This is a genomic window from Temperatibacter marinus (assembly GCF_031598375.1).
GTDB classification, from domain to species: domain Bacteria; phylum Pseudomonadota; class Alphaproteobacteria; order Sphingomonadales; family Kordiimonadaceae; genus Temperatibacter; species Temperatibacter marinus.
Genome location: NZ_CP123872.1, coordinates 3,153,151 through 3,170,366, shown reverse-complemented (window position 1 = coordinate 3,170,366; position 17,216 = coordinate 3,153,151). Strand labels below are relative to the sequence as shown.

Sequence of the window (17,216 nt, the reverse complement as noted above, 5' to 3'; positions counted from 1 at the left end):
TAAGAAGCTTTTAGTAGATAAGCTCGTCTTCGCCTTTATTATCAGAAAGCATAATTTCACCAGCCTCAGCAAGATCCTTGGCTTTGTTCACCATATCCATCTGAGCTTCATCTACGTCTCGTAATCTTACAGGGCCCATGGCTTCCATATCTTCTTTAAGGATTTTTGCAGCCCGCTCTGACATATTTGAGAAGAATAAATCTCTTAGGGTGTCTGAAGCCCCTTTCATAGCGAGAGCTAAGCGGTCTTTATCGACATTTCTAAGAAGCGTTTGAACCCCGCCAGGATCAAGTTTGGCAAGGTCCTCGAATGTAAACATGAGAGCGCGAATTTTTTCTGCACTGTCTCTGTTCCGATCTTCGAGAGAGGCTAAGAAGCGCGATTCTGCACTGCGATCAAGATAGTTGAAAATTTCCGCGATTGTTTCGTGGCTATCTCGTCGTGATGTACGCGCTAAGTTATTCATAAATTCTACGCGCAAAGTTTGTTCTACTTTGTCGAGGATATCTTTTTGAACAGATTCCATCCGCAGCATCCGCATGATAACTTCCATTGAAAAATCCTCGGGCAGAACAGAAAGGACACGAGAAGCATGTTCAGGCTTGATTTTTTGAAGCACAACAGCAACCGTTTGTGGATATTCATTTTTTAAATAACTTGCGAGGACGACTTCGTTTACATTCCCAAGTTTGTCCCACATGGTCCGACCAGCAGGGCCTCTAATCTCGTCCATAATCTGCTGAACTCGGTCCCCGGGTAGAATTTTACCAAGTAAGCGTTCAGTGCTTTCAAAGGAACCGTTTAAGTTACCTACTGTGGAGACTTTAGAGGCAAATTCAATAAAAAGCTCTTCCACAGAACCTGCTCTAAGAGAGCCAAGATTAGACATATGTTGAGATAATTCTCTAATCTCGTCGTCTGTTAGGATTTCCCATATACCACGCCCGGTTTCCTCGCCAATTGCAAGCATGAAAGCTGCTGCTTTTTGGGTGCCGGTCATTTTTGCAAAGTCTTCAATATCAGCCATTGCCTACCATCCTAACTCTAATCTTCATACAACCAACTGCGGATGATCGCCGCAGATTCAACAGGACTTGTTGCAATAATTTCAGAAACCTTTTTCAAGGCACTATCCTGAATACGGCCCTCAACTTGGGCCACGTTAATCTTGGCTTCAATGCCCATATTCTCTTCGACAATTTGACCTGTTTGACGCGCTTCAAGAACTTGTTGGGTGGCTTCTTCGTCGCCCTCGGCTGCAGCAGCAATGACCTCTTGAGAAATGGGTTGGCCATCAGCTGTAATGAGAATAGGTGAAGACATGGTCGCTTTATTCTCTATTTGGTCCGGATCTGGTTGTTGTACTTTATCCGGGATTGCTTCGATTAGCTTCCCGATAAGAGGTCTTACGACAAGAAGGAGAGAAAGAATAGCCAGCAAGCCCCAGACAAGAGTGGAAACAAGCGGCATAAGATCTTCTTTACTGAAACCTAAGACTTCAAGAGGTTCAACATCCTCTTCGATCTCAGGTTCTTCAGCGAATAACATTTGTTCTACCTGCAGACGATCGCGGCTGTTGGCGGCATTCTGTGTATCAATTTCAATTGGAATAGAGGCGATCACAAGGTTACGGATCCTATCCATCGCGGTCGTATCTCGCTCAATAGGTGCGAGAAGTTGACGTGTGTTCGGGTCAATAGGACGTTCATAATCAACGAGAACAGAGACAAACATCTTTGTAATTTCGCCAGGTTCTCTAACAGTAGTACGCTTAGTCACTGAGTTTTGGAAATTGGTTTGCTCTGACGTTTTGGTGGAGCTATTGCCAGATCCAGCCCCCGCGCCCGTTGTCCCTGGTTGTGTATTGCCGACAGTTGCTTGACCACCTTCAGGATTAAGATCGTTACTTTCCTCTTCTGTGGTTTGCTGCCCAATGACAACCTGACCGTCCGGGTCGTAGACGGTGGCATTCTCTGTCACGCGTGACGTGGTCATCTCAAGTGTGACATTAGCTTGTACGCGTCCAAGGCCTACAACACGTTCTAACTGCGTTTCAATTCGATCCCTGAAGAGCGCTTCTTTTGTTCGGCGAATGTCCTCAATATTGCTGGCATTGCCCATACGATCCTGACCAGAGCCATCTGTGAGGCGTCGGCCGGAGGTTTCAACAACTGTTACACGGTCAGGTGACAAGCCAGGAATGGAGGATGCTGCAATAGACTGCATGGCTTGTGCTTCAGAAAGGCTGACACCACCCCGCGCAGGAGTAATCACAACAGAAGCTGTTGCTTCTTGGGTAGATCCAAAAGCACGGCGTTCAGGGAGAACAACATGCACACGAGCATTGGAAACACCTTTGAGTGCTTTAAATGTTTTCGCGAGTTCGCCCTCTAGGGCTCTCTTCTTGTTCAGATTAAGTTCAAAGCTGGTCTTACCAAAAGTGCCGGCTTCGCTATCAAATAATTCTTTATAACCAGGGACAGTTCCACTCATGCCTTGCTCGGCCAATTCCATCCGCAAAGTACGTGCGATGCTGCTTGGCACTTGGATGGTCCCACCGCCTTCAGCACTATAATCAATATTTCGTGCCTGCAAGGTTGTAATGATCCTGTTTGAGCTGTCTTGATCTAAGTTCGTATAGAGCACTTCCATGGGGCCTTTGGCCACATTGCCTATAATCGCTGAAAATAGAAAGACAACTATAACACCGACAACGCCAAATACCATAAGGCGCACAGTGCCAAGATTTTTAAAGAACTGAATAATTCCGTCCATTTTTTCCCTCTCACTCTTTAGTCCGCGACATTACTCGTTAATCATTTAGTCAGGAGTGAAACCATACTTCAATCGCAAAGAGTTTAAATGCTTTTGGCGTATTTTTACTCAAATTGGTAAAGAGTGTGTTAATTCTAGGAAAAATTTGCCTAGAATCAATTAAAAAAAACGACGAATCTTATATTTTTTCTGAAATATTATATATTTAGGAAGAAAACCTCCTGTTTTGCGTCATAAACACTTAACTGTGATCTTAGCGATATTTCTGCAATTTTGTAATTTTCAAGGCATTTATGCCATTCGTCTTAATCGCATTTTCCCAAGAATCAAATTCTTCCTCGCTGATTTCATACAAATCGCACGCATCAGTTTTCGATAAAAGGCCGAATTGAACACCTTGTATCACGGCCGCTTTTCTTCTTGCAATCCATCGTGAAGTATTCGCAGCTGGTAAATCTTCCAAAGTCATTTCTTTTTTATAACTTTTCCTTATTCTCTGCATATTCATATCAAGTACTCCGTAGTACTCGACCCACAATGAATTATATAAGGATGTGTCTTAAGGAAGATTGAAAGAATAGAAGATTGTTGTTAAGTTTTTATAAAGCATAACAAAGAGTTAACCAGAAAAAGGGTGCTGGCAACGTCAGCTGCCAGCCCCCTAAGGAGAGATTGTGAAGCTTAAAAAGACTTAAAGTCTTGTTAGCTCTTCTAAAATCTCATCTGATGTGGAGATAATCCGTGTAGATGAGGAGAACGCTCTTTGAACCTTAATCAGTTCAGCAAACTCGTTCGCTAGATCTACCGTAGATAACTCTAGTGTATTTGATGACACTTTACCCGCACCTGCTGACCCAGCCTCTTTAAAGCTTGGCTCACCAGAAATATCGGATCGACCATAAGCATTACCTTGGCGTCTGATCAGGCCATCCGCATTATTGAATGTTGAGATTGGAATGCGGTAGCGGGTAAGTGAAAGGCCACTGTCAAAGAGCGTTGTTACATCACCGTTTGATGCGATTTGCACGCCAACCACATCACCAAAGGCGGCACCATCGACTGTTTTAGAAAGAAGGGAAGTAATCGCCCCTTTTTGGTTGATACCGCTAGAGTCTGATCCGTTACCAAAGTCAAAACCAATGGTGACATCTTCTGAACCATATGTGCCTGCAGCCCCATTATCAAATTCAAGAGTGAGATCTGGTGTTGATGATAAGTCAACAGGATAGGTAAGGCCAGATGCAGCGCTTTCTGCTGTGAATTCAGAATTTGCAAGATCGAGCGTACCGTCCCCGTTAAATTCTAGAATACCATAAGCCACAAGGCCATCCGTGCCGTGAACAGCACTATCCAGAGTGTCGGCAAAAGCATCTGGTGCATAAATTTCATAGGTCCATTCATTCACACCTGATTTTACAGCCGCTAACCTGAGTGTGACTGTATTACCTTGAGCATCGACTACATCAATATCTTCTTCAAAGTCATCGCCGGCGATAGCAATTGTACCGTCCGCTATCTCACCAGCAGTATATCCATCTCCTGCAACTTCAGCAGCATAGTCTGTATTCACATCTGAATTGGCAGAGAAATTTGCTCGTAGAGAAATACCTGCTGTGGCTTCGGCTTCACCAGTCTGACTAATAAAGTTGATGGGCTCGAGTGCAGTTTGCTGCGATGAGTTCACAGGGGGTAACCCGTCAGAGTCTAACTCCCAACCCATCAAATATAGACCCGCTGTATTTTTCAAAAATCCAGATTGATCCTGAGTAAAACTTCCTGCTCGGGTGAAGATGACTTCTGAAGTGTTGTTAGCTTCCTGTCGCACAGGAAAAAAACCGTTACCGTCCACCGATAAATCTGTGGAAGATCCTGATGGTTGAAGCAAACCTTGCTTTGAGACCAGTGTTTCTGTTGTCGATTTTACACCCCCGGGTGAGTAACTCGCAATCGCGGCAGTTTCTGTCACCAGTGTCGAAAATCTAGAGCGGGATTCTTTATATCCCACCGTGTTTACGTTTGTAATGTTGTCAGCGATCACACCTACAGCTTCTGAAAAACTCTGTAGTCCTGATACGCCTGCAGCCAACGAAGTGAATGCCATTTTATCTCTCCTAAATATACTCGCTTCACAATTGTCACTTGTTGCTTTCTGCTTTAGACCCGAGCATTTTGCCCGAGGGTGGTGTTATTGAAATAACACCTTAATTTGAGGTTATATATGCCTTAATTTTCAGGCAGCATCACACTCAGAATATCTGATTTTGTTACTTGTAACCCACCTGCTAGGAAGGTTGGCTCATACCCTGTCAAAGAAACTTCAGATATTCTTTGTTTCACTTGAGTAGGGATATTGATGTCATTGCCTTCACTATCAAAGGCAAGAACCCGTAATTCATAAATACCTTCTGGGGCTGTCTCACCCTCAGTGGTCATGCCGTCCCAAGTAAAGCTCTTTTGACCGACGAGGGTATCGGCATCATAAGATGCAACTTGATTGCCCACTTGATCGAAGACAGCAAGGCCAGCTGCAGTCACATTGGGCTGCATCTGATAAGTCCAGTCAAGGGTGCCGTTCTCCAATTGACCAAAGCCGCCATCAATCACAACATCTCTGCCTAAATAACTGGTGACATCCGCATTAACGCTTGACGTCATCAGGCTGGTCAGATTTTCTAAATTCTGATTGGTCTGAATTTGTTGTTCAACGCTTGTAAATTGGACAATCTGGTTCGTAAATTCAGTGCTGTCCATCGGGCTCGTGGGATCTTGGTTCTGCAATTGCGTCGTCAGAAGTGACAGGAAATCTGTATATTCCTGATCAAATTTATCTGCACTTTCCTGCGATCGGCTGGTCGCTGCAGTGGACGTTAAAGCTGAAATTGCATCGGTCATAACTTTGTCTCTTCTTTGTTAAATTCTTATATCAAGGCCAGTTTCGGCTGTTACATAAGGGAGGATGTCATCTAGACTGATTTCCTCTTCTTCAGGCCATGGTATATCTTGATCATTCAGTGATCGACTATCGCTCTTACTGTCGCCTGATGCTTGGTGTTCCATCGATTCTTTTTGTACAGCTTCAGCCCAAGTTTTTCCTGCGCTTTGGCCTTTTTGCTCATCTAAATCAAATTCAAGACTGGATCGGCTTACCTTGTGCCCAGATTGTTCAAGTATGCGCTCGATGCTACGGCTGTCCTTTTGAAGCATGTCCAAAGTTTCAGGCCGCTCTGCTAAGATGCGCGCTTGAACAGATCCATCCTTAATAAAAGTGAGCGACACTTTCACAGCGCCCAGTTCTGCAGGGCGAAGGCTAATATTAAACTGATTATTTTGGGCATTGGCAGCTTTTGTGACAGCTAAGCCAACTTGGTTCGCCGCGTGATGACCTAGGGCCTGCTGCGTTAACGTAGGAGTGCTTGTGGAAAACCCAGTCCCAGCGAAACCATCGCTCCGTAGACCATTCATGCTGTTCATCCCGCTTGAAATCGACCCGAAAGCAGAGGATTGTTCGTTGAAAAGGGAGTCGGCAAAAACTGTGGTCGCGCCGTCACTGGCCCACTTAAAGGCAGCAGTTTGTTGCAAGGGCATTTGCTGACTTAAGGCGGCTTGATTATGCTGCTGTCCGAAGTTGCCATTTTTACTCATGCCGCTCTCAGTGGAAGGTGAGTGAATTTGACGCATGAAATCCGTGTCATTTTCAAGCTTAAAGCCTGCCTCCGATGAGAGTGCTTTTAAACTAGATGAAAAACTCTCAGGTGCTGCTTTATTGGTCATGGCCATCGCTTGCATGACAGGCAGAGCGAATGCCATAGACGTTTGCTGTGCTGGCTGTCCTGACCCTTGCTCTAAGCCAGTTGGTGCCGCCCCTTGTGCCGTAAGTCCTGTAGCGTGACCAGTTCCAGCCGCGAGAGAGCTTTGCATTTGTTGTGCAGTTTGGGCAGCGGTCGTCTGAGCGGCGCTGGTTGAGAGTTGCTCAACAGCTTTGGTAGATTCAGCTGTTTGGACGAGCGTCAGACTCCCATCAGCTAGAATTGAAAAGGGTTGGGTTTGGCCCTGCAGCGCGAAGGGAAGAGGCGCTGCCTTCTCTAGGGTAGGGGCAAGGGCTATAACCTGAGCAGGTTTTGCCTCGGACCCTAACGTTAACACCGCAAGGTCCGGTGCTTTCATAAGGGGTGTGAGGCCTTCTTGGGCAGCCTGTTGTTGCGTACTAGAGGAGCTTATTGATGGAGAAACTCTTGAAAGGGCAGCATCTAAGTTGCCAACTAGGGTCGTTTCTGCCCCAAAAGAGACTGACGCCTTAATACCCAAATCATTCTTGTTTAGAATTTCCTCTGGACTTTGAGCCGTAGAAAAGAGAGCTTCAACCTGTTCGAAGGGATCGGTTAGTGGGTCTAAATCATAGGGGGCTGAATTTATACCGGCCTGATGGGAAGCTGTATTTGAAATGAGTGTAGGTAAGGCGCTATAGTTGTCAGAGCTGATTGCCGTTAGCTCGTCAATGTTTATCTGGCCCTCGACAAGGTTTATCTGGCCCTCGACAAGGTTTATCTGGCCCTCGACAAGGTTTATCTGACCTTCGACAAGGTTTATCTGGTCCTCATTAAGGTTTGTTTGGATTGCCCCTTGAGTTGGATGAGGGGCTTGCATAGTCGGTGTGCTCAAAGCAGACCATGCCTTCAGATCTTGAACGGGCAGCATGTGTGGGTTATTCACAGCGGCTTCAGCGATTTTGATCAAGCCTTCTGCATTCATGTTGGTACCTAACGCGGGAATTTTCCCTGCTGTCGTGCCAACAGCCGAAGGGGTTTGGTCGCCTTGATTTTGTATAATATCCCCTTGATGCATCATTTGCATAAAAGCCAGTTGTGAGGCAGGTGAGGATTCTGATGAGGCCGATGGATCAACTGAAAGTCCCTCAAGCTGAATCGGATCAACTGAAACGGTTTGTCCAAGCGTTAAAGGATCAATCGATAAAGCTGCCAGTGCAGTATTGAACTCAGGGCTGGCTGGATCAATCGCTGTCATTAGAGCAGGGTTCTGTTGCGGACCTCCTGATGCATTAGGCGTCAGGATATTCATCATATTTGTCACTGCGTCAGTCATAAATAAACCAAACTAAACTGGAGATGCAGCACTTCTTGCGAGACATATAGGCATTTTGCCTTCAAATTTACATCCTATGATTAGCAAGTTGGATGCCAGTTTTTAGAAGGCCTTGATTTACAAGAGATTATACGAGATCAAGGTACATTGTTCGAATGTTAAATCACTCAGATTAGACAGAGAAAGGTCCGGACGAGAAAATTCTTGCCCATTGGGCGGTATCTTCTGCCTGACGTTCGGTTGCTCTTGCTCTTTCACAAGGAAACGCTTATATCAGAGCCAAATTGTTAAAGGTCATAAAGATGAGTACTACTGTAAATAGCTTAGGCTTTCAGAAATCTCCGGCAGAGACACGGGTGGTCGTCGCCATGTCAGGGGGGGTCGATAGCAGCGTCTGTGCGGCACTCTTGAAAGAAGAGGGATACGATGTTGTTGGGATCACGCTCCAATTGTATGATCACGGCATTGCCATTCAGAAAAAAGGGGCATGTTGTGCCGGTCAAGATATTCACGATGCGCGCCGCGTCTCTGAAATGCTTGATATTCCGCACTATGTCCTGGATTATGAAAATCGCTTTAAAGAGCAAGTGATGGAAGACTTTGCAGATAGTTATATTAAAGGGGAGACGCCTATTCCCTGTGTGAAATGTAACCAGACAGTTAAATTTAAGGACTTGTTAGATACAGCGAAAGATTTAGGCGCTGACTGTATGGCGACGGGACATTATGTCCAGCGGTCCCTTATCGAGAACGGCAAGTCCACGATGTTGAGGGGAGCGGATATGGGGAAAGATCAGAGCTATTTCCTGTTTGCCACGACCCAAGAACAGCTCGATTTTTTACGATTTCCCCTTGGTCATATGGATAAGGCCGAAACCCGCCGTCATGCAGATCGTTTTGGCCTGATCGTGGCTGATAAACCGGACAGTCAGGATATTTGCTTTGTACCAGAGGGCAAATATATTTCCGTGATTGAGCGTATGAGACCAGGAGCCCTTAAAGCCGGAGACATCGTCGATATTGACGGCAATAAAATGGGTGAGCATGATGGGATTGTCAAATACACGATTGGACAAAGGCGCGGACTGAATATTGGCGGGACAGTTGATCCATTATATGTGGTGAAACTTGATCCTAAGACAAACCAAGTGATTGTTGGCCCAAAAGAAGCTCTTGAGACGTCAGAAATTTTGATTAAAGAGATGAATTGGCTCGGCGAAGATGTTCCGGAAGAAGGCCTTAAGGTTTCCGCGAAAGTAAGATCAACTCGGCCCGGAAAGACGGCGACTTTGAAGCTCGGAAAAATGGGGATGGCTCGCATTATTCTTGATGAGCCAGAAGCCGGGGTTGCTGCGGGACAAGCAGCTGTCTTTTATCGTGAAGATCGCTTGCTTGGTGGAGGCTGGATCAATGCCGCCATCAGCAATGACCCCAGATTGCAATAGGGCTTTACCCCTTAGGAAACGCGCGCGAAAGTATGAAGGCGTTCTCTCTGAGCGGCTGTCATTCCAGGATAAGGGGGAAGGCTTTCGATCGGACGTGGCTCTTTGATCTTTAGCTGTGGTTTAATGCCAGATTCTGCTTTTCCGGCGGCCTCTTGCGGTATCTCTTGAGCTGGAGCGATGGGCGCTCGGCGCTTGGTCACTTCAGCTTTATACATTTTGTTTTCGGTTCTTTTGGCCAGAATCGCTGTGGCTTTGCGCGGTTTTCTAATGATTTTTTGATCTTTTAAGATCAAGTCTGCCGTTTCGTGGGGAGCATGAATTTTCATGCTGACTTCGCCCCGCTTCTTACGCTTTTCAACCGCTTGATTTTTAAGGGTCTCTGCCATATGCGCATTTTTCGCCATCACAGCCACACCTTTCAACGGTTTTGGTTTCTCCAAGACAGAGGCATAAATGGTTTTCATGCGATCACTAACCGCTTTAAGCGAGAAAGGCGGGACAAGAATATGCTCGATACCCATGGCAGCGGCTTTTATTGCCGCATTGCGGGAAGGATTTTCCATGAGAAAGATACAGCGACTTTGTGCAGTGATAAAGCCCTTGTCTACCATTTTCTTATAGAGATCCAACCCATCGCCGTCAGGCAATTCTTGGGCGATTAAGAAGAAGTGGTATTCTTCATCATATAGCTCGTTCATCGCAGCTAAGCTATTGGTGGCTATGGTAGTTTTGACTGAGCCAGAGCGTTTGATATACTCATAAATTGGATGGGATATATGATCGTTACCAATGCAAATTAAGGCTTTAATTGCAGGCAATTCCTTTTCATACATTTCATTCATACTGAGCTCCTTGATCCCTATATTATCAAATGCAGACCCTAGGGTCATTCTTTTTCTAGGGTAAAACTTTGCAAGCAATGTGCCAGCTCTAATCATGAACTTTTTCTTGTCCGCATGAGGAAATGTAAAAAAACAAAAAAACTGTCATCAGATGCTTGACAGTGAAGATGGGGAGCAGTATACACGCCCTCGCTTCTGACGGAAACCGTTAGGCATTGTTCTGAGTATCATGTCCTTTCAGGTCCCGATTTGGCTTTATCTATATGGCGGAGTAGCTCAGTTGGTTAGAGCAGTGGAATCATAATCCATGTGCCGGGGGTTCAAATCCCTCCTCCGCTACCAATTTTAAAAGTTAAGCCCTTGACTTCAAAGTAAGTCGGGGGCTTCTTTTTTTTGCGCGCATCGGTTTGGTCGGAATTTTGTGCCAATAACCTGTGCCAAAATGCACATCTAGAAGGCAGTTCCTCAATTTGGAGGGTATCAATGCCATCATTAAATTACCTATATCGCCGCAACGCGGTTTACTACTTTCGCAAAGTCATTTTATGCGGCGGTGAAAAAATAGAACTGCGCCTATCTTTAAAAACGTACTGCAAGACACTAGCTAAAAGTATAAGTGATTATTTAGTAGTGTTTATTGAGGAAAAAAGTGTGGTCGAGTTAAAAGGGCGTGGAAATTTTTTAACATCAGAGCAAAGAATAGAAGCCTTTAAAGATGTCGTTTCTTTTGAGCGCGATAGACTGTTGAACCAGTTTCAAGCTGAACTGAAAATGTCTGACGACAATGAAGCCACACTACAGGAGTATATCTCACAGAATAATCAATGGCGGACTATTCACAGCGCTTTACCTAGCCTATTTAAATATGAAGGAAACCCTGAAATCAACAGTTCGGAGCTACGTGGGGAATTGTCTTCTCAAATGATTGCCTCCCAGCTTGACACAAGGGGCGTCGCAGCAAGATACCGTGATCAAATTCTTGATCAGTTTGAGCTGTTGAAAACTTCTAGTGTTCGTAATGATGTTTGGAAATTGGTATGCGAAGCAATAGCAGAAGCAGTATTGCAAGCTAATTTAAATGTTTTAGGTGAGGAAATTGATAAGCCTCATAAGGTTGAGAAATATTCCATTCAAACACAACTTAGTACAGAATCCCGCCCTGAACTCGAACAATTACCAGATCAGAAAAATATAGCACCAAGAATAAAGTTGCTTGAGCGTTTCCTGACATTTGAAGAAGATCAGGTGAGCGGAGGTCAATGGGGTAATAAGGGCGGTAAGGATTATAAGACTGCAATCGTTAGATATACTGAAATTTATCCTGATGACACAGTAGCTGATGTAACACAGGAAAAATTGTCCAATTTCCTTAAATGCCTAGAAAACAAAGAAAAAAAGAAAGGATTTGTTGTAGGACAAATGCCTAGTGCCTTAAAAGGCGACGGGCTATCGATTAACAAGATCAATGGATCAATTACTGCTTTAAAAATGCTCCTGACAGACGATAGAAAGAAAGGGTACATTGTTCCGACAATTGAATGGGACCTTCTCAAAACTACGAAGCGTGATTATCGATCAACAAAAGAAAGAACAGAATACATCTTGGTAAGTGATGCAACTAAGCTTTTCAGTACTACGATCTATACAGGATCGCGCGGTGAGAAGATTGACGGCCCTAAAAAAGTTAGTCCTAGATTTGAAGCAGGGCGGGCCATCTATCAAGACGCAGCATATTGGGTGCCTCTACTGCTTTGGTATTCTGGTATGAGGCCAAGTGAAGCTTGTGGTTTAATGACGAGTGACTTTCTGGAAACCTCAGGAACTTTGTGTGTGGTGATACGCTCTAATCTCATGGGAAATATTAAAAAGAAAACAAGCCTAAGGGTTATTCCAGTTCATCCAGAGCTAGTGAGATTAGGGTTTAAAGAATTTGTGCTGGCAACGCATATGGCTGGAAGAAGAGCTCTTTTCCCAGAGCTTATTCCTACCAGTAGAACTACAGCAACAGGGGATGTTTTTAATAGGCTTATTTGGACGAAGATGAGACCAAAGTTATTTGGAGATATGAAGTATCCTGAAATGACGCTAGGAGGATTTCGTCACTCAGTGGAAACTCTAGTAGGGAGGGTGAAAATTGACGGTAGACATATTGAGAGTCGACATGTGGCAGAATTCTTGGGCCGCAATGACAATAAAACAACGCTAGGTGATGTTGTATATAATGCTGGGGGCTATATGCCTGTTCTAAACGACATCAACGCTGTGATCCCTATTGTGACCAGCCATTTGAAGCTTGTGCCGATCAAACTTATTTCTAACGCCAATATGATTGGCCGATCAGAGAGTTTAGGGGACAATGACTTTCATCCATTACCAAATCGTGATTTTTGGTCACGCGCACATCTGGAAATGATGGATGCGAATGCTGCTGACTTTGAACGGTATATGAAAAAGCATGATCTAGACCTATTGTGCATGTAGGTTTCTGTATCTGAAAAATACTAATTTTCCTGTATAGTGGTTGTATTGGTGACAATTTTGTGGAGAGTTTCGATTTGATATGCAATTATTAACTTTTACACCTAAAAGTAATGGAAAATAAATGTACATTTCAAATATATCTATCGAAAATTACAAAGGAATAGGGCAGAAAACAGCTATCCATTTAAGGCAGGGGCTTAATGTTATAGTTGGGGAAAATGCTTCAGGAAAAACCTCAATAATTGATGCCATACGATTGCTTTTGAGGGAAGATGAATTTGGTTATACTCCTGTATCAGAAAGTGATTTTCACAAACCCTTCGAAGTAAGCGCTCAAGCCTCTGAAAGTTTTGTTATTCAAGCAAGCTTTGCAGGATTAACTAAGGATGACAAAGTTACTTTCTTACCTTGGTATGATATAGACCAGCACGCCACATTAAATTTAAAAGTAGAAAATAAAGAAAAATACGGTCGCTTTAAAAGACACGTTTGGGGTGGCAGTTCAAAATCTTCGGCCTTTGAATGGGAATTGTTCGAAAAGTTCAATTGCATTTATTTACCGCCTCTTCGAGATGCTGAAGCAAAACTTAAAGAAGGAAAAGCTTCTCGACTGGCTAAATTACTTAAAAATATAGAAGCAAAAGCCCTTAAAGAACTTAAAGATAAAGGTGAGATACATTCATTAGAAAAGAAGGTTCAATCATTCAACCATGACATCGCAACAAGCGATGATCTTCCAATAAAAAAGATGAATGACTTAATCAAGAGTAAGCTAACAGATGCTGTTGGTGAAGTATTTGGTCAAGATACTCATATTGGATTTTCAGAAGTAGGCTTTAATAGAATTGCGGAAAGTTTACGGTTGTTTTTCTTCCCAGACTTCATAAGTGATGGAACAAACAAAGATTATTATCGCTCGTTAAATGAGAATAGCTTAGGTCATAATAACTTATTATATTTAGCAACCGTATTGGCAGAATTGATAGACTCAGGTGAAGAGGATGAACGATTAAAAGTATTGTTGGTCGAAGAGCCTGAAGCCCATCTTCATCCACAGCTTCAAATAAGACTTTTAAAATATCTTGAAGAGATTTCAAAAAATGAAACATCTCCTATACAAGTAATAGTTACGTCACACTCACCTGTGTTGGCATCTTCAGCGTCAATTGAGAGCCTTATCCATATTTCCTCAGGCAACACAAGTAGCATCAATGCAACGCCAATAATATGTACAGGTATTGATAAAGATATTAAGCATGAAATTGATGGTAAAGAAGACGTTTTAATACCTGCAAGTAATTTGTTTTTAAGCAGGTGGCTGGATACGACAAAATCAACCTTACTATTTGCCAAGGGTGTTATTTTGGTCGAAGGCATCGCAGAGGCTTTTTTAGTACCACAATTAGCAAAAAGCATCCTTAAAAATTATAATGAAGGCAAAGACAAAAAAGATTTGTTGCCAGACAGTTTAGAAAAGGCAGGTGTTAGTATCGTCAATATGAATGGTATATATTTTAAGCATTTCATGCGTCTTTTCTGTAATTTTGGCAAGCAAGACAAAGATTGCCAAAACATAGAAATTAGATGCGCAGGGATTACCGATAAAGACCCTGAAAAGTTGAAAGACGAAAAGGATGAAAAAACGATACCCGCTACTCCAATCGATCCTGATCACAATGACGGTAAAAATCCTGTTTTAAACCTTTTAACGAAGATTAACTCATCAGATTATTGTCGATTATATACAGGAGCATACAAGACACTAGAATATGACTTGGCTATGGAAGGTAACAACCTTCAGGTCATGGCAAAAGTCTTACAGGATAATTGGCATAATCGTGGAACAGTTTACAAAGAGATTAAAAGTATAGCAGAGAAAGAATGGAATGATGAAAAGCCTCAGATAAAGGGGAGTAATGCAAATATCATTCTAAAAAGAATTGAAGATAATAATATGGGGAAAGGGTATTATGCGCAGTTATTATCTGAAGTATTACAAGAAGATAGTAATTTCACGATTCCTGACAACATAAATAAAGCTGTCATTTGGGCATGTGGAGGCAGTGTTGATGACTAATAAATCATCATTACTTAATGCATTATGTCCTTCAGGAACTAAACATAAAAGCTGTAATAAATGCCAATCTTACGGGGCATGCCGTATTGATGAAAAAACTGAGGAACAATTAGACTATATTTTTTCATCAATAGATGAATCTACATTTCTTAAGGCTTGCCCAGGAAGTGGAAAAACAGAAGTAGTCGCAATAAAAGCTGCTTATGAAATTTCTAGGTGGGAGATAAATGGCGGCATTGCAATTCTATCATTTACTAACAATGCAGCAGATGTCATCACAGATCGAATTTCTGAATTTACAGGGTTGAGCAGTATCGTTTACCCACATTTTGTTGGCACCTTCGATAGCTGGTTACATTCTTATATTGCTCACCCTTTCCTGCATCATCTCACTAAATATAATGGAGAGGATCAAAATGATCTGGATAGGTCGTTCAGATTAATTGATCCATCATCAGAAGCGGGGTTTCTTAATAGTTACTCTACTAAGTATCAATATAATGGGACTGGTACACCATTCGCTAATCAGTACCATTATGATGTTTCAAGTAGCCAATGGGAATTTGCAAGTGGAAAACGCACTGTAGATTCCGCTAGAAACAGTATGACTTTAGAAATATGGCAAAATACTGAATTGTTAAATACAAAAAAGAAATTTTGGGAAGCAGGCTTTGCTAATTATCAAGATATAGAGCTTATGTGTAAAGAGTTGCTCGATAAGCAAGATGAATTATGTGATTTCTTAGCAAAACGTTTTCCTTGTATTTTTGTTGATGAAGCCCAAGACCTATCTGCTGGGCAATTAATTATATTGCAAACTTTACATGACAAAGGAATTTCTATCAATTTGGTAGGGGACCTAGATCAAGCAATCTATAACTTTAAAAAAGTTGATCCCAGTTTAGTCCAAAATTTTGCTGATGAAAATAAGATGAAAGTATTGAAGTTAACAAATAACTTTAGAAGCCATCAAGGTGTTGTCGATTTCTGTAATAAAGTTATTGATTTAAGTACTCCAATAAAAGGCAATGCCAAAATCCCTGCTTTAGATTGCTTTTATGTATTATATGACAAAAGGAACATTAGTGATCTATCTGAAAGTTTTGAACAATATCTAGAACGTGATAATTCAGGTCTATTTAAAACTTCAGCTATAATCACACGAGGTCATTCGATGATCTCTAGAATGCGCCCTGCATCAAATGCCAATCTAAAGCCCTCACATGAAGTCGCTTTAGCTATTAAAATTTGGAGTGAAGGTGAGGAGGAGAGTTTAATTGATGCGCTAAAATTGATGGGAAAATTCTTAGCCAATAAATATTTTAATGATAATTCAGCTAGCCCCTCCAAATTCCATTTACCATCAATTGTTTCTACAGCTTCTAATTGGCGTACATTTATTGCTTCTATTTTAACAAAGGTATGTGATGACAATGAGGTTAAAAACCTAGAACTGCAATGGTCAGCATGGGCAAAAAAGCTAAAAGTAACTCTTCATAATGCAGTCACTAACAGTCATTATTTGTTAGAATATAATGATAGATCATATCAGTTCAGCATACCTAGCAAGCTTGTTTTTAGCTCGCCAAGTGGTGATGCCAGTAAAAATGTTATTCAGACGATTAAATATGTAAAGCGAAACGCCACGAATATTCCTATTAGAACAATCCATTCAGTCAAAGGGGATACATTAGATGCAGTAATGCTCGTATCATCACCAACAAAGGGCAAGGACGGCCATTGGGAAAAGTGGTTGGAGGATAGTTCTCAAGAGCCAGCTCGATTTGCCTACGTAGCGAGCTCAAGGCCAAGAAAGTTACTCATTTGGGCGGTTCCTGAAGGCGCTGACGAGACTAAATTATCGACATTAGGATTAAAGAAACTGGATTGGGGGAATGTAAATGGCACACCCAGATGAAGATCGAGATTATTGGTATGCTGAACAAGCGGCCTATGATGAAATGGTAGAAGAAATAATCGAAGGTGCTCGAGATGAAATCATAGCTGATTTTCAGGATGAACGATTATCTTCATACTATAGAGCTAATAAGAAGTTAGCTGCGCCAGCTCTAGAATACTTAGAAAAAGCAAAAGCTATCTTAAAAGTAGATAGTACTGCTTCTTTTGTTTTTGCATTTGCGGCAACGGAATATTTCATCAAAAAAGTATTATTAGAACCCGTAGTTGCGGGATTTATTCATGATGAAAGTGTTGATGAGATCATTGCTCCGATTGTTATGCAAAACAAGAATTTCTTGAATTTGCTTTTCAAAATTCTTGAAAAATATGGCGTAAACCTAAGTGAAGAAGAGTTTGGTGATACAGGGCGAACCTTGAAACAAGAATGGGAAAGACAGAAAAAAATTAGAAATTCTGCAGTACATTCTTGTAATCCAGTATCTAAAGATGATGCGTATCTTGCTATTGAGCTTTCTGAGTATTTCACAACAGCCGTTTTTTCACATCTAGCTAGCGTATTAAACATCTCTACTTAAA

12 protein-coding genes and 1 tRNA gene are annotated in these 17,216 nt (G+C 42.3%); 6 read left to right on the top strand and 7 right to left on the bottom strand.

The genetic code is table 11. The features are described from left to right. Positions 1 to 10: 10 nt before the first annotated feature. The 6 genes from fliG to QGN29_RS14375 all read right to left on the bottom strand — a co-directional run bounded on the left by fliG (position 11) and on the right by QGN29_RS14375 (position 7,875). Positions 11 to 1,027, bottom strand: coding sequence for a flagellar motor switch protein FliG (gene fliG / locus QGN29_RS14400; protein WP_310798576.1), 1,017 nt, complete (start codon positions 1,025 to 1,027; stop codon positions 11 to 13). A gap of 17 nt (positions 1,028 to 1,044) precedes the next feature. Further along, a complete protein-coding gene (gene fliF, locus QGN29_RS14395; RefSeq protein WP_310798575.1) occupies positions 1,045 to 2,775 on the bottom strand; it encodes a flagellar basal-body MS-ring/collar protein FliF in 1,731 nt (576 codons plus the stop codon). 253 nt (positions 2,776 to 3,028) lie between these two features. Next, positions 3,029 to 3,283: a CtrA inhibitor SciP gene (gene sciP, locus QGN29_RS14390; RefSeq protein ID WP_310798574.1), complete on the bottom strand. Its 255-nt coding sequence runs from the start codon at positions 3,281 to 3,283 to the stop codon at positions 3,029 to 3,031. A gap of 183 nt (positions 3,284 to 3,466) precedes the next feature. Next, positions 3,467 to 4,876: a flagellar hook protein FlgE gene (locus QGN29_RS14385; protein ID WP_310798573.1), complete on the bottom strand. Its 1,410-nt coding sequence runs from the start codon at positions 4,874 to 4,876 to the stop codon at positions 3,467 to 3,469. A gap of 122 nt (positions 4,877 to 4,998) precedes the next feature. Further along, positions 4,999 to 5,667 carry a flagellar hook assembly protein FlgD gene (locus tag QGN29_RS14380; protein ID WP_310798572.1) on the bottom strand — a complete coding sequence of 223 codons (669 nt, stop codon included), beginning with the start codon at positions 5,665 to 5,667 and terminating at the stop codon, positions 4,999 to 5,001. Between the two features lie 18 nt (positions 5,668 to 5,685). Next, entirely contained in the window at positions 5,686 to 7,875 is a 2,190-nt protein-coding gene (locus QGN29_RS14375; RefSeq protein ID WP_310798571.1) for a flagellar hook-length control protein FliK, read from the bottom strand. 302 nt (positions 7,876 to 8,177) lie between these two features. Here QGN29_RS14375 and mnmA point away from each other — a divergent pair, with 302 nt between their 5' ends. After that, a complete protein-coding gene (gene mnmA / locus QGN29_RS14370) occupies positions 8,178 to 9,320 on the top strand; it encodes a tRNA 2-thiouridine(34) synthase MnmA (protein WP_310798570.1) in 1,143 nt (380 codons plus the stop codon). 11 nt (positions 9,321 to 9,331) lie between these two features. Here mnmA and QGN29_RS14365 read toward each other — a convergent pair whose 3' ends face one another. Then, positions 9,332 to 10,162 carry a response regulator gene (locus QGN29_RS14365; RefSeq protein ID WP_310798569.1) on the bottom strand — a complete coding sequence of 277 codons (831 nt, stop codon included), beginning with the start codon at positions 10,160 to 10,162 and terminating at the stop codon, positions 9,332 to 9,334. Positions 10,163 to 10,427: 265 nt separating this feature from the next. Here QGN29_RS14365 and QGN29_RS14360 point away from each other — a divergent pair. From QGN29_RS14360 to QGN29_RS14340, 5 genes are all read left to right on the top strand, one after another. Continuing rightward, positions 10,428 to 10,504, top strand: a tRNA-Met gene (locus QGN29_RS14360). 51 nt (positions 10,505 to 10,555) lie between these two features. Beyond that, a complete protein-coding gene (locus tag QGN29_RS14355) occupies positions 10,556 to 12,643 on the top strand; it encodes a hypothetical protein (RefSeq protein WP_310798568.1) in 2,088 nt (695 codons plus the stop codon). Positions 12,644 to 12,764: 121 nt separating this feature from the next. Next, positions 12,765 to 14,720 carry an ATP-dependent nuclease gene (locus QGN29_RS14350; RefSeq protein WP_310798567.1) on the top strand — a complete coding sequence of 652 codons (1,956 nt, stop codon included), beginning with the start codon at positions 12,765 to 12,767 and terminating at the stop codon, positions 14,718 to 14,720. Beyond that, positions 14,713 to 16,638, top strand: a complete 1,926-nt coding sequence (locus QGN29_RS14345; protein ID WP_310798566.1) for a UvrD-helicase domain-containing protein — start codon at positions 14,713 to 14,715, stop codon at positions 16,636 to 16,638. The genes QGN29_RS14350 and QGN29_RS14345 overlap by 8 nt, the downstream gene beginning before the upstream one ends. Next, on the top strand, positions 16,622 to 17,215 hold the full coding sequence (locus QGN29_RS14340) for a hypothetical protein (protein WP_310798565.1): 594 nt from the start codon (positions 16,622 to 16,624) through the stop codon (positions 17,213 to 17,215). The genes QGN29_RS14345 and QGN29_RS14340 overlap by 17 nt, the downstream gene beginning before the upstream one ends. Position 17,216 lies beyond the last annotated feature (1 nt).

What these genes read in the sequence shown, in the direction of transcription:
- fliG (WP_310798576.1), bottom strand. Translation starts at nt 1,027, where the DNA reads ATGGCTGATATTGAAGACTTTGCAAAAATGACCGGCACCCAAAAAGCA.
- fliF (WP_310798575.1), bottom strand. Translation starts at nt 2,775, where the DNA reads ATGGACGGAATTATTCAGTTCTTTAAAAATCTTGGCACTGTGCGCCTT.
- sciP (WP_310798574.1), bottom strand. Translation starts at nt 3,283, where the DNA reads ATGAATATGCAGAGAATAAGGAAAAGTTATAAAAAAGAAATGACTTTG.
- QGN29_RS14385 (WP_310798573.1), bottom strand. Translation starts at nt 4,876, where the DNA reads ATGGCATTCACTTCGTTGGCTGCAGGCGTATCAGGACTACAGAGTTTT.
- QGN29_RS14380 (WP_310798572.1), bottom strand. Translation starts at nt 5,667, where the DNA reads ATGACCGATGCAATTTCAGCTTTAACGTCCACTGCAGCGACCAGCCGA.
- QGN29_RS14375 (WP_310798571.1), bottom strand. Translation starts at nt 7,875, where the DNA reads ATGACTGACGCAGTGACAAATATGATGAATATCCTGACGCCTAATGCA.
- mnmA (WP_310798570.1), top strand. Translation starts at nt 8,178, where the DNA reads ATGAGTACTACTGTAAATAGCTTAGGCTTTCAGAAATCTCCGGCAGAG.
- QGN29_RS14365 (WP_310798569.1), bottom strand. Translation starts at nt 10,162, where the DNA reads ATGAATGAAATGTATGAAAAGGAATTGCCTGCAATTAAAGCCTTAATT.
- QGN29_RS14350 (WP_310798567.1), top strand. Translation starts at nt 12,765, where the DNA reads ATGTACATTTCAAATATATCTATCGAAAATTACAAAGGAATAGGGCAG.
- QGN29_RS14345 (WP_310798566.1), top strand. Translation starts at nt 14,713, where the DNA reads ATGACTAATAAATCATCATTACTTAATGCATTATGTCCTTCAGGAACT.
- QGN29_RS14340 (WP_310798565.1), top strand. Translation starts at nt 16,622, where the DNA reads ATGGCACACCCAGATGAAGATCGAGATTATTGGTATGCTGAACAAGCG.